Source organism: Curtobacterium sp. UCD-KPL2560, from assembly GCF_001705035.1.
GTDB lineage: Bacteria > Actinomycetota > Actinomycetes > Actinomycetales > Microbacteriaceae > Curtobacterium.
This window is the reverse complement of record NZ_MCIG01000001.1, coordinates 38,035-50,874: the sequence shown is the minus strand read 5'-3', so window position 1 is coordinate 50,874 and position 12,840 is coordinate 38,035. Positions and strand designations below refer to the sequence as shown.

Here is a 12,840-nt window from a genome sequence, read left to right as displayed (position 1 = left end):
CACGGGCGTATCGTCCACCGCAGGTGGGCCCGCAGGGCCCGCGACTCCGAACGCAGCGCCCTCCGGGCGCCCAGACCCAACAGGAGATCCATTGACCGTCAAGATCGGCATCAACGGCTTCGGCCGGATCGGCCGTAACTTCTTCCGGGCCGCCCTCGCCAAGGGCTCCGACCTCGAGATCGTGGCGGTGAACGACCTCACCGACAACGCGGCCCTCGCGAACCTGCTGAAGTTCGACTCCGTCACGGGTCGTCTCGGCGTCTCCGTCGAGCTCGACGGTGACAGCATCGTCGTCGACGGCAAGCCGATCAAGGTCCTGGCGGAGCGCGACCCCGCGAACCTGCCCTGGGGCGAGCTGGGCGTCGACGTCGTCATCGAGTCGACCGGCTTCTTCACCAAGGCCGCCGACGCGCAGAAGCACATCGACGCGGGCGCCAAGAAGGTCATCATCTCCGCCCCGGCCACGGGTGACGACGTCACCATCGTGCTCGGCGTGAACGAGGACCAGTACGACCCGGCGAACCACCACATCATCTCGAACGCGTCCTGCACCACGAACAGCCTCGCGCCGCTCGCCAAGGTGTTCCACGACAAGTTCGGCATCGAGCGTGGCCTCATGACGACCGTGCACGCGTACACGGCCGACCAGAACCTGCAGGACGGCCCGCACAAGGACCCCCGTCGTGCCCGCGCCGCCGCGCTGAACATCGTCCCGACCTCGACCGGTGCCGCGAAGGCCATCGGCCTGGTCATGCCGGAGCTCGCCGGCAAGCTCGACGGCTACGCGCTGCGTGTCCCGGTCCCGACCGGTTCGATCACCGACCTCACCCTCGAGACCAAGTCCGAGGTCACCGTCGACGAGATCAACGCCGCGTACAAGGAGGCCGCCGAGGGCCCGCTCAAGGGCATCCTGCTCTACAGCGAGGACCCGCTGGTGTCGACCGACATCACCACGGACCCGCACTCCTCGATCTACGACTCCGGCCTGACCAAGGTCATCGGCGGTCTCGTGAAGATCACCTCGTGGTACGACAACGAGTGGGGCTACTCCAACCGTCTCGTCGACCTGACCGAGTACGTGGGCGAGCGACTCTCGGCATGAGCCTCCGCACCCTCGAGGACCTCGGCGACCTCGCCGGCAAGCGCGTCGTCGTCCGCTGCGACCTGAACGTCCCGCTCAAGGACGGCCGGATCACCGACGACGGTCGTGTCCGCGCCTCGCTCGGCACGCTGAACACGCTGGTGAACGCCGGGGCGCGGGTCGTCGTGATCTCGCACCTCGGCCGCCCGGACGGCAAGCCGGCGCAGGAGTACTCCCTCGCGCCGGTCGCCCAGCGGCTCTCCGAGCTGCTCGGGAAAGAGGTGACCTTCGTCGGCGAGACCGTCGGCGACGAGGCCACCGCGGCCGCCGAGGCCCTCGGGGACGGCGACGTCCTGCTGCTCGAGAACCTCCGCTTCAACCCGGAGGAGACCTCGAAGGACGCGTCCGAGCGGCAGGCCTTCGCCGAGCGGATCGCCGCCCTCGGCGACGCGTTCGTGTCCGACGGGTTCGGGGTCGTGCACCGCAAGCAGGCCTCGGTCTACGAGCTCGCGGCGGCGCTGCCGAGCGCGGCCGGCTCGCTCATCGAGTCCGAGCTGCGCGTGCTCGACCGCCTGACCGCCGACCCCGAACGGCCGTACACGGTCGTCCTCGGCGGCTCGAAGGTCAGCGACAAGCTCGGCGTCATCGACCACCTGCTGCCCCGCGTGGACACGCTGTGCATCGGTGGCGGCATGCTCTTCACGTTCCTCGCGGCCCAGGGTCACGGGGTCGCGAAGTCGCTGCTCGAGCAGGACCAGCTCGACACCGTGCGGACGTACCTCGCCCGCGCCGACGAGCTCGGCGTGACGATCGACCTGCCCACCGACGTCGTGGTGGCCTCCGGCTTCGCGGCCGACGCCGACCACGAGACGGTCGCCGCGGACGCGATCGAGTCCACCGCGTTCGGCACGGACGGCGTCGGCCTCGACATCGGTCCGGAGACGGCGGAGCGCTTCGCCGCTGCGGTGTCCGGGTCGAAGACGGTGTTCTGGAACGGGCCGATGGGCGTGTTCGAGTTCCCGGCCTTCGCCGCGGGGACCAAGACCGTCGCCCAGGCGCTCACCGAGGTCGACGGCCTCGGGGTCGTCGGTGGCGGCGACTCCGCTGCGGCCGTGCGGTCGCTCGGGTTCTCCGACGACCAGTTCGGGCACATCTCGACCGGTGGCGGTGCGAGCCTCGAGTTCCTCGAGGGCAAGTCGCTGCCCGGTCTCGAAGCGCTGGGGTGGTCAGCATGAGCCGCGGTACCCGCACGCCGCTGATCGCCGGGAACGCTCGGGGAGGCACAGCATGAACCGCACGCCGCTGATCGCCGGCAACTGGAAGATGAACCTGGACCACCTCCAGGCCATCGCCACGGTGCAGAAGCTCGCGTGGACGCTGAAGGACGCGCGCCACGACCACGACGACGTCGAGGTCGCGGTGTTCCCGCCCTTCACCGACCTCCGCAGCGTGCAGACGCTCATCGCGGCCGACAAGCTGTCGATCCGCTTCGGTGCCCAGGACCTGTCGCAGCACGACTCCGGTGCCTACACCGGTGACGTGTCCGGCGCGTTCCTCAAGGCCCTCGACGCGCAGTACGTCATCGTCGGGCACTCCGAGCGTCGCACGATGCACGGCGAGACCGACGAGGTCGTGGCGGCCAAGACCGCCGCAGCCGTCGAGCACGGACTCGTGCCGGTGGTCTGCGTCGGCGAGACCGGTGCGCAGCGCGAGGAGCGCGGCGCCGGTGTCGTCGCGGTCGAGCAGCTGCAGGTCGTCCTCGACGCCGTGCAGCCCGCCGAGATCGTGGTCGCGTACGAGCCGGTCTGGGCCATCGGCTCCGGCCAGGCCGCGACCGCCGAGCAGGCCCAAGAGGAGTGTGCCGCGATCCGTCGTGGCATCGCCGCCGCCTGGGGTGACGAGGCCGCCGCGGCGACCCGGGTGCTCTACGGCGGTTCGGTGAAGTCGGGCAACATCGCCGGCTTCCTCCGCGAGCCCGACGTCGACGGTGCGCTCGTCGGCGGCGCCTCGCTCGACGTGCAGGAGTTCGCGGCCATCGCGCGCTTCCGCCAGCACGTCGGCCTCTGAGGCTCCCGACCCGTTCGCTCCGACAGGCCGTCCGCGTCCGCGCGGTCGGCCTGTCGCACGACCCGGGCGACAGCGCCCGGGGCACCCGACCACGCCCCGACCGGGGCCACACCCGTGCCGGTGCGACGGGCCGCCGCCCCGGCCCGCTACACTTGCAAGGCTGACTGACACGAAAGGTACGTCGTGGCGATACTCTCCGTCGTGCTGCAGGTCCTGCTCGCTATCACGAGTCTCCTGCTCACGCTCCTCATCCTGCTGCACAAGGGCCGCGGTGGTGGCCTCTCCGACATGTTCGGCGGCGGCGTGACGAGCAACCTCGGGGCGTCCGGCGTCGCCGAGCGCAACCTCAACCGCATCACGGTGATCCTCGGTCTGATCTGGATCATCTCGATCATCGTGCTCGGTCTCATCAACAAGTTCACAGCGGGGAGCTGAGCCATGGCATCCGGAGGCAGTGCAATCCGAGGGTCCCGCGTCGGAGCAGGACCGATGGGGGAGCAGGACCGCGGGGTCCAGGCCGAGCGCGTCGCCGTCTCGTACTGGGACGCGCTCGGCAACGAGGTCGTGCGGTACTTCTCCGCGACCCTCCCCGACGAGGAGATCCCCGAGACGGTGGACTCGCCGTCGAGCGGGCTCCCGGCCGGCCGTGACAAGGAGAACCCTCCGCAGGTCACGAAGACCGAGCCGTACAAGACGCACCTGGCGTACGTGAAGGAACGGCGCACCGAGGAAGAGGCAGCACAGCTCCTCGAGGACGCGCTGCAGCAGCTCCGCGCCCGCCGCGGTACCGCGAAGTAGCGACTCCCACGTCGAAGGCCCCCGCACCGATCCGGTGCGGGGGCCTTCTGCGTCTCCCGCCTGCGGGCTGCCGCGCGGTTCGGTCGGACAGCAGCTGCAACAAGCCGAGGCGCGCTCGTCGAGGTTCCGCGAAACGCCGCGTGGCGTCCTGCGAGGTCGCACTGCGAGCTCGTGCCGGCCGCGAGATGCCAGAATTCTGGACCCTCGGGGGTCACTGGACACACGGAAGACGGGAGGCGCGGTGCCAGCTGGCACCGCGCCTCCCGTCCGTCGTCGCGCGCGTCAGTACGTCGACGCGATGAGGTTCTCGGGTACGTCGCGCGCCGCGTCCTGGTCGACGAAGAACACCGTGCGCTTGCGACCCTGCACGCCACCGACGGGGACCTCGTCCACCGCGGCGCCGGCGAGGGCGAGACCGAGCACCGACGCCTTCTCGGCACCCGACAGGATGACCCAGACCCGCTGCGACGCGTTGATGACCGGGAACGACAGCGTCAGACGCTGCGGCGGCGGCTTGGGGGAGTCGTCGACCGTGAGCACCGCGCGGTCGGTGACCGACAGCTGCGGGAACTCGGGGAAGAGCGAGGCGGTGTGCCCGTCGGGGCCGACGCCGAGCAGCGTGATGTCGAAGCGCGGCGCGACGGCACCCTCGGGGGCGGCGTCCTGCAGCTCGCGCTCGTACTGCGCGGCGGCCTCGTCGATGGAGAGCCCGGCGTCGGACGCGGCCATCGGGTGCACGTTCTCGGCGGGGATCCCGACGTGGTCGAGGAAGTCGGTCTGGGTACCGGTGACGTTGCGGTCGGTGTCGCCCTCGGCGACCCAGCGCTCGTCGACCCACCAGACGTGCACCTTCGACCAGTCGACGCTCTCGCGCGCGGGGGACTGCCCGATCGCGGCGAGGACGAGCGTCGACACCGAACCGCCGCTGATGGCGATGTCGGCACGCTCCTGCTCGTCCAGCACGTCGATGATCTTCGTGATGAAGCGAGCGGCGACGGATGCGCCGAGGGCCTGCTTGTCCGGGTGCACCAGCACCCGTCGTTCGTTGGTCACGTGACTCCCGTGTTCGTGGCGGCCGATCGGGTGCGACCGCCTTCGGTCCGACCGGAGGCCTCGGCCGGCCGGTCCGGCCGATCGGAGGGCCGGGCCCGGCGTCGGTGACGCTCGTTCCCGGCCCGTCCGGCCGACCGTGTGTGGGTGCTAGCCCGCGATCGACTCGCGGAGCTGGGGTACCCCGTGCTTGACGACGTCCCCGAAGAGGACGTCAGGGTCGAGTCTACGGAGTTCCTCGGCCAGGCAGTCGCGCAGGTTGCGGCGCGGCAGCGACAGGTCGTGCGTGGGCTGGCCCGGCATCGAGAGCGTGGCGACGTCCACCAGGGAACGCTCGAGGTCGATGACGCCCGAGGCACGTTCGAGCTTGACCCCGTGGATGCCGCTCGACCCCGTGGCCCGCGGCGACGTCACGACGCGGACCGGGACCTGGAGCTGCAGCTGGAGCCACGCGGCGAGCAGGATCGTCGACGGGCTGTCGCTCGCACCGGAGACCTCGACGCCGGTGATCGGCTCGTAGGGCGGCTGGTCGAGCGCCGCGGCGAGCTGGTTCCGCCAGAGCGTCAGACGGGTCCAGGCGAAGTCGGTGTCACCCGGAACGTAGGTCGCGCCGAGGGCCTCGATCGCCCGGTTCGGGTCCTTCTGCGCGGCGGCGTCGGTGATGCGACGCTGCGCGATCCGGCCCAGCGCCGACGCGGCGGGCTGCTCCGGGGCGTGCTGCGGCCACCACGCGACGACCGGGGCGTCCGGCAGGAGCAGGCCGGTGACCAGGCTCTCCTCGTCGGTCGCGGTCTCGCCGTAGGCGCGGAGCACGATCACCTCGCTCGCACCCGCGTCGCTGCCGACACGGATCTGGGCGTCGAGGCGACCCGGGGACTTCGTGTCCCCGGCGTTCTTCGACACGATGATGACGCGCATCGGGTGCTCGCGGGACGCCTCGTTCGCGGCCGAGATCGCCTCTTCCTCGTGGCCGAGGCCGGTCGAGATGATGAGGGTCAGGACGCGGCCGAGGGCGACGGCGCCACCTTCCTCGCGGATGTGCACCAGGGTCTTCTGGATCTTCGAGACCGTGGTGTCGGGCAGGTCGATCTTCATGGACGCCTCCAGGTCCGGCCGTCACGGGCGAGCAGGTCGTCGGCCGAGGCCGGACCCCACGTGCCGGGACGGTACTGCTCGGGCTGGCCCTGCGTGGCCCAGAACTCCTCGATCGGGTCGAGGATCTTCCAGGAGAGCTCGACCTCCTGGTGCCGGGGGAACAGGGGCGGGTCGCCGAGGAGCACGTCGAGGATGAGTCGCTCGTACGCCTCGGGGGATGCCTCGGTGAACGCGTGGCCGTAGCCGAAGTCCATCGTCACGTCGCGCACCTGGGTACCGACGCCGGGGACCTTCGAGCCGAAGCGCAGGGTCACGCCCTCGTCCGGCTGGACGCGGATGACCAGGGCGTTCTGTCCGAGGGGGGACTGCGGGATGCCGAAGACGTCCTCGGGGACGCGCTTGAACACGATCGCGATCTCGGTCACCCGTCGGCCCAGACGCTTGCCGGCGCGCAGGTAGAACGGCACGCCCTGCCAGCGGCGGGTGGCGATGTCGAGCTTGATGGCCGCGAACGTCTCGGTCGTGGACTCGGGGTTCATGCCCGCTTCCTCGAGGAAGCCGAGCACCTTCTCGCCGCCCTGCCAACCGCCGGCGTACTGACCGCGGGCCGTCGCCGTGGCGAGGTCCTCGGGCAGGCGCACCGCGGAGAGCACCTTCTCCTTCTCGGCGCGGAGGTGTCCGGCCTTGAACGAGACGGGCTCCTCCATCGCGGTGAGGGCGAGGAGCTGCAGCAGGTGGTTCTGGATGACGTCGCGCGCCGCGCCGATGCCGTCGTAGTACGCGGCACGACCGGCGACGCCGATGTCCTCGGCCATCGTGATCTGCACGTGGTCCACGTAGTTCGAGTTCCAGATGGGTTCGTACATCTGGTTCGCGAACCGGAGCGTCAGCAGGTTCTGGACGGTCTCCTTGCCGAGGTAGTGGTCGATGCGGAACACGTCGTCGGGCGCGAACACGCTCTCGACGATCGCGTTCAGCTCCCGTGCGGTGCGGAGGTCCGACCCGAACGGCTTCTCGACGACCACGCGGCTCCAGGAGCCCTCGCGCTGCTCGGTCAGCCCGGACAGCTTGAGCTGCTCGGTGACGACCGGGAACATCTTCGGCGGGATGGACAGGTAGAACGCGTGGTTGCCCAGCGTCCCGCGCTCCTCGTCGAGGGTGTCGACGGTGCGCTTGAGCTCGCGGAACGCCTCGGGGTCGTCGAACGAGCCCTGGACGAACCGGATGCCCTGTTCGAGTTGACGCCAGACGTCCTCGTCGAACGGGGTGCGTGAGTGTTCCTTGACCGCGTCGTGCACGAGCTGGGAGAAGTCTTGGTCCTCCCAGTCGCGACGGGCGAACCCGACCAGCGCGAACCCGGGCGGCAGGAGCCCCCGGTTCGCGAGGTCGTAGACCGCGGGCATCAGCTTCTTGCGTGACAGGTCGCCCGTCACGCCGAAGATGATGAGGGTGCTCGGTCCCGCGATCCGGTTCAGTCGACGATCGGTCGGCAACCGGAGCGGGTTGTGCTCCGGGGTGACAGCCACCGGTGACATGAGTCGGTGAACTCCTTCGAGAGTCAGAGGGAGACGGCGGAGCGCAGTGCTGTGGTGACAGCGGCGACGTCCGTCGTCGTGAGGGTCAGGACCGGGCGGCCGTGCGCGGCGAGGACGCTCGCGTCCCCGGCGGCCTGGGCCTGGATGAGCTGGCCGAACGTGAACGGCCGACCGGGGATCGCGAGGTCGTCGGCGTGGTCCGCCACGATCTGCAGGAACACACCGTTCGCGGGACCGCCCTTGTGGTACTGGCCGGTCGAGTGCAGGAACCGGGGGCCCCAGCCGAACGTGACCGGGCGGCCCGTGCGGGCCGCGAAGGCGTCGCGCAGCGACGCCAGGTCGGCGTTCGCGGTGCGGTCGACGTAGGCCTGCACGGCCAGGTAGCCGGTCGCGTCCACCTCGGCCAGGAGGCTCGACACGGCCTGGGCGATGGAGGTCCCGACCGCGAGTCCGGGCGTCGCGCGGACGGCGGTGCCGTCCTCGACGAAGGCCGGCTCCGACGGTGCGGGGCGCGCGTCGAGCAGCTCGCGCGTGGCCGCCTTCGCGGCCTCGACGTCGGGCTGGTCGAACGGGTCGATGCCGAGCAGGCGGCCGGCGACCGCGACGGCGTACTCCCAGACCAGGAGCTGACCGCCGAGGGAGCCGGCGATCTCGACCTCGCCGTCGTCGACGTGGCGTTCGTCGTCGCGCGAACCGACGAGGCGCACGACCTGCACGTCGGGCACACCGGCCGTGATCTCGGGGGAGTCGGGGTCGAGCACCACCGGGAGCAGTCCGCGACCGTCCTTGCCGGTCGACTCGGCGATGAGCTGCTCGGCCCAGTCGCCGAAGCCGACGATGTGGGTGCCGTCCGCGACGATCGCGATCTTGTCCCGGAGGGGCTGCGTCCCGGCGAGCACGGCACCGAGCACGAGGCCCGGGTTCTCGTCGGTGTCGACCGCGAGGAGGACCGAGATCGCCTCGGCCTCGTCGAGCAGCTCGGCGATGTCCGCGCCCGCGAGCCCGGAGGGAACGAGACCGAACGCGGTGAGCGCCGAGAACCGGCCGCCCACGTTCGGGTCGGCCGTGAAGACGCGGTGTCCCGCGTCGGTGGCCGCCGCTTCGAGCGGCGAACCCGGGTCGGTGACGACGACGATCCGTGACGCGGGGTCGAGCCCCGCGTCACGGAACGCCTGTTCGAACACCCGGCGTTGTGCGTCCGTCTCGACGGTCGAGCCGGACTTCGACGAGACCACGAGCACCGTGCGCTCGAGGTCGTGCTCCACCGCTGCCCGCACCTGGGCGGGGTCGGTCGAGTCGAGCACCGTCAGCGGGACGCCGGCCGTGCGCGTGATCACCTCGGGCGCCAGCGAGGAGCCGCCCATGCCGGCGAGGACGACGCGGTCGATCCCCTCGGCACGGAGCGAGTCCCGCAGCGCGGTGATCTCGGCGACGAGCGGGCGGGAGACCGCGACGGCCTCCACCCAGCCGAGGCGCTTCGACGCCTCGGCCTCGGCGTCCGGACCCCAGAGCTCGGGGTCCTGCGCGGTGATGCCCGACGCGACCAGGTCGGCGACGAGCCGCGGGACCGTCGTCTCGACGGCCCGTGCGGCGTCGCCGGTGGCAGCGATGGAGACCGTCACTTACTTGGCGTTCTCGAGCGCGGTCTTCACCGTGTCGACGAGCTCGCCCCAGGAGACGTTGAACTTGTCGACACCCTCCTTCTCGAGCAGCGCCACGACGTCGTCGTAGTCGATGCCGACGGCGGCGAGCTGGTCGAGGACCTGCTGGGCGTCGTCGAACGAGCCGGCGATGGCGTCGCCGTGGATCTCACCGTGGTCGAACGTGGCGTCGAGCGTCTTGCCCGGCATGGTGTTCACGGTGTTCGGCGCGGCGAGCTCCGTCACGTACAGGGTGTCGGGCAGCGACGGGTCCTTGACGCCGGTCGAGGCCCAGAGCGGACGCTGCGTGTTCGCGCCGGCCTCGAGCAGGCCGAGGGCACGCTCGGTGGAGAAGAGCTCGGTCCAGACCTGGTAGGCGAGCTGGGCGTTCGCGATGCCGGCCTTCGACTTGAGGGCCTTCGCCTCGTCCGTGCCGACGGCGTCGAGACGCTTGTCGATCTCGGAGTCGACGCGCGACACGAAGAACGACGCGACCGAGTGGATCTCCGACAGGTCGTGGCCGGCGGCCTTGGCCTTCTCGAGCCCACCGAGGTAGGCGTCGATGACGGCGCGGTAGCGCTCGAGCGAGAAGATCAGGGTGACGTTCACCGAGATGCCGGCACCGATGACCTCGGTGATGGCCTCGAGGCCCTCGACGGTCGCGGGGATCTTGATGAGGACGTTCTCGCGGCCGACCTTGTCGAACAGGAACTTGGCCTGCTCGATGGTCTTCGCGGTGTCGTGCGCGAGGCCCGGCTCGACCTCGATCGAGACGCGGCCGTCGAAGCCCTTGGTCTCGTCGTAGATCGGCTTGAAGACGTCGGACGCGTTCGCGACGTCCTGCGTGGTGATCTCGAAGATCGCCGCGGTGACGTCGGTGCCCGCCGCGGCGAGCTCCTTGACCTGCGCGTCGTAGCGCTCGCCCTTGGCGAGGGCCGAGGCGAAGATCGTCGGGTTGGTGGTGACGCCGACGACGTTCTTCTGCTCGATGAGCTCGGTCAGCTTGCCGGTCTCGAGCAGCTCGCGCGACAGGTCGTCGAGCCAGATGCTGACGCCGACCTCGGAGAGGGCGGCGGTGGGGGTGTTCTCAGCCATGGTTCCTTCTTCTGTGACGGGCCCGTGTGGGGCCGTTGAGTCTGGGTCCTGCGGACGGGAGGCGCGTGGCGGAGCCGAGCCGCGCCTCCCGGCAGGAGGGCCGGATCCGGTGTCCCGGACCCGGCCCCGGTGGGTCAGGAAGCTGCGATCGATTCCTTGGCGGCGGCCACGACGTGCTCGGTCGTGAAGCCGAACTCGGCGAACAGACGCTGGTAGTCGGCCGACGCACCGAAGTGCTCGATCGAGACGCTGCGGCCCTTGTCGCCGACGATGTCGCGCCAGCTCATGCCGATGCCGGCCTCGACCGAGACGCGGGCGGTGACGTCCTTCGGCAGGACCTGGTCGCGGTAGTTCTCCGACTGCTCGAAGAACCACTCGAGCGACGGCGCGCTCACGACGCGGGCGTTGATGCCCTCGCCCTTGAGCTGCTCGCGTGCGTCGACCGCGATCTGGACCTCGGAACCGGTCGCGATGAGGATCACGTCCGGGGTGCCGTTCGGCGCCTCGGCCAGGATGTACGCACCCTTGCCGACGTTCTTCGCCGAGGCGAAGGTCTCGCCGGACGCCTCGCCCTCGCCACGCTCGAAGACGGGGAGATTCTGGCGGCTCAGCGCGATGCCGGCCGGGCGGTCCTTGTGCTTGAGCATCTCGAGCCAGGCGTACGCGACCTCGTTGGCGTCGGCCGGACGGACGACGTCGAGACCCGGGATCGCACGGAGGGCCGTGAGCTGCTCGATCGGCTGGTGCGTCGGGCCGTCCTCGCCGAGGGCGATGGAGTCGTGCGTCCAGACGTAGATCGCCGGCGCGCCCATGAGCGCGGCGAGACGGACGGCCGGGCGCATGTAGTCGCTGAAGATCAGGAACGTGCCGCCGAAGGGGCGGGTGTTCCCGTGCAGGACGATGCCCGACAGGATCGAGCCCATCGCGTGCTCGCGGATGCCGAAGTGCAGCACGCGGCCGTACGGGTCGGTCGACCAGGTCTTCGTGCTCGCCTCGGCGGGACCGAAGGACTTGGCGCCCTCGATGGTGGTCAGGTTCGACTCGGCGAGGTCCGCCGAACCGCCCCAGAACTCGGGCATGAGCGGCGCGATGGCGTTGATCACCTTGCCGGAGGCGGCACGGGTCGACACCTCCTTCTCGGTGGAGAACACCGGGAGGGCCTCCTCGAGGCCCTCGGGGAGCTCGCCCGAGTTGATGCGGTCGAGCATCGCCTTCTTCTCCGGGTTGGCCGCGGCCCACGCGTCGAAGGTCTGCTGCCACTCGGCGTGCTCGGCCTGGCCCTTGGCGATGGCGCCGCGGGTGTACTCGAGCACCTCGGGGTCGACCTCGAAGGTCTTCTCCGGGTCGAAGCCGAGGACCTCCTTGAGGCCCTTGAGCTCGTCGGCACCGAGGGCCGAGCCGTGGATCTTGCCGGAGTTCTGCTTGGTCGGCGACGGCCAACCGATGATCGTCTTGAGGACGATGAGCGACGGCTTGGTGGTCTCGGCCTTGGCGGCCTCGACGGCGCGGTACAGGGACTCGACGTCCTCGGAGTACTCGCCGGTCTTCTTCCAGTCGACGTGCTGGACGTGCCAGCCGAGCGCCTCGTAGCGAGCCGCGACGTCCTCGGAGAAGGCGATGTCGGTGTCGTCCTCGATCGAGATCTGGTTCGAGTCGTAGAACACGACCAGGCGACCGAGCTGCTGGCGACCGGCGAGGCTCGCGGCCTCGTTCGTGACGCCCTCCTGCATGTCGCCGTCACCGGCGATCACGTAGGTGAAGTGGTCGAACGGCGACTCGCCGTCGGCGGTCTCCGGGTCGAACAGGCCGCGCTCGAAGCGCTGCGCGTAGCCGAAGCCGACGGCCGAGGCGAGGCCCTGGCCGAGCGGGCCGGTGGTGATCTCGACACCGTCGGTGTGGCCGTACTCCGGGTGACCCGGGGTCTTCGAGCCCCACTTGCGCAGGTGCTGCAGGTCCTCGAGCTCGAGGCCGTAGCCGTGCAGGTAGAACTGCACGTACTGCAGGATCGAGGCGTGACCGGCGGAGAGGATGAAGCGGTCGCGGCCGATCCAGGTGGAGTCGCTGGGGTCGCGACGCATCACCTTCTGGAAGAGCAGGTGGGCGACGGGAGCGAGGCTCATCGCGGTGCCGGGGTGACCGTTGCCGGCGGCCTCGACCGAATCGGCGGCGAGGACCCGTGCCGTGTCGACGGCCTTCCGGTCGATGGCGTCCCAGGTGAATTCAGCCACTTGGATGTAGACCCTTCGTTGTTGCGACATGTGCGAGGGCTCGTGCCATCGCACGGACATGGTCGCCGTCCCGGGCCGTGTGTCGTGTCGCCGTCGAGCGGCGGCCGATCCGGCACGGTGCGGCCGACGTCTTCGGGGCACGCACTGCGGGAGGGCACCCCCAGCATAGTGACCACGTACTCAGAAGGTGTTCAGGTGACACGGTCTGGTGTCGGACGTCGACCGGTCCGGCGGGGCGGGGCATCGTCGCG

Annotated in this window: 11 protein-coding genes; 5 read left to right on the top strand and 6 right to left on the bottom strand. The window is 70.4% G+C overall.

From position 1 onward, the window contains the following. Nucleotides 1-91 precede the first annotated feature (91 nt). From gap to BEP24_RS00225, 5 genes are all read left to right on the top strand, one after another. Nucleotides 92-1,102: a type I glyceraldehyde-3-phosphate dehydrogenase gene (gene gap / locus BEP24_RS00245; protein ID WP_058742911.1), complete on the top strand. Its 1,011-nt coding sequence runs from the start codon at nucleotides 92-94 to the stop codon at nucleotides 1,100-1,102. After that, the gene (locus BEP24_RS00240; RefSeq protein WP_065959064.1) at nucleotides 1,099-2,316 is read left to right on the top strand and encodes a phosphoglycerate kinase; all 1,218 of its coding nucleotides are present in this window, start codon (nucleotides 1,099-1,101) and stop codon (nucleotides 2,314-2,316) included. The genes gap and BEP24_RS00240 overlap by 4 nt, the downstream gene beginning before the upstream one ends. 52 nt (nucleotides 2,317-2,368) lie before the next feature. Further along, entirely contained in the window at nucleotides 2,369-3,148 is a 780-nt protein-coding gene (tpiA, locus tag BEP24_RS00235) for a triose-phosphate isomerase (protein WP_065959062.1), read from the top strand. Nucleotides 3,149-3,331: 183 nt separating this feature from the next. Next, the gene (secG, locus tag BEP24_RS00230; protein ID WP_065959060.1) at nucleotides 3,332-3,583 is read left to right on the top strand and encodes a preprotein translocase subunit SecG; all 252 of its coding nucleotides are present in this window, start codon (nucleotides 3,332-3,334) and stop codon (nucleotides 3,581-3,583) included. A gap of 3 nt (nucleotides 3,584-3,586) precedes the next feature. Continuing rightward, nucleotides 3,587-3,946, top strand: a complete 360-nt coding sequence (locus BEP24_RS00225; RefSeq protein ID WP_065959058.1) for an RNA polymerase-binding protein RbpA — start codon at nucleotides 3,587-3,589, stop codon at nucleotides 3,944-3,946. Between the two features lie 282 nt (nucleotides 3,947-4,228). Here BEP24_RS00225 and pgl read toward each other — a convergent pair whose 3' ends face one another. The 6 genes from pgl to tkt all read right to left on the bottom strand — a co-directional run bounded on the left by pgl (nucleotide 4,229) and on the right by tkt (nucleotide 12,589). After that, the gene (gene pgl, locus BEP24_RS00220; protein WP_065959056.1) at nucleotides 4,229-4,999 is read right to left on the bottom strand and encodes a 6-phosphogluconolactonase; all 771 of its coding nucleotides are present in this window, start codon (nucleotides 4,997-4,999) and stop codon (nucleotides 4,229-4,231) included. Between the two features lie 147 nt (nucleotides 5,000-5,146). Beyond that, nucleotides 5,147-6,091 carry a glucose-6-phosphate dehydrogenase assembly protein OpcA gene (locus BEP24_RS00215; protein WP_065959052.1) on the bottom strand — a complete coding sequence of 315 codons (945 nt, stop codon included), beginning with the start codon at nucleotides 6,089-6,091 and terminating at the stop codon, nucleotides 5,147-5,149. Beyond that, nucleotides 6,088-7,626: a glucose-6-phosphate dehydrogenase gene (zwf, locus tag BEP24_RS00210; RefSeq protein WP_065959048.1), complete on the bottom strand. Its 1,539-nt coding sequence runs from the start codon at nucleotides 7,624-7,626 to the stop codon at nucleotides 6,088-6,090. Before zwf ends, BEP24_RS00215 begins: the two co-directional genes overlap by 4 nt. A 23-nt stretch (nucleotides 7,627-7,649) precedes the next feature. Beyond that, complete coding sequence (locus BEP24_RS00205) at nucleotides 7,650-9,248, bottom strand: glucose-6-phosphate isomerase (protein ID WP_065959046.1); 1,599 nt, start codon at nucleotides 9,246-9,248, stop codon at nucleotides 7,650-7,652. Further along, nucleotides 9,249-10,361: a transaldolase gene (tal, locus tag BEP24_RS00200; RefSeq protein ID WP_065959043.1), complete on the bottom strand. Its 1,113-nt coding sequence runs from the start codon at nucleotides 10,359-10,361 to the stop codon at nucleotides 9,249-9,251. A gap of 134 nt (nucleotides 10,362-10,495) precedes the next feature. After that, entirely contained in the window at nucleotides 10,496-12,589 is a 2,094-nt protein-coding gene (gene tkt / locus BEP24_RS00195; protein WP_065959040.1) for a transketolase, read from the bottom strand. Between the last annotated feature and the right edge of the window lie 251 nt (nucleotides 12,590-12,840).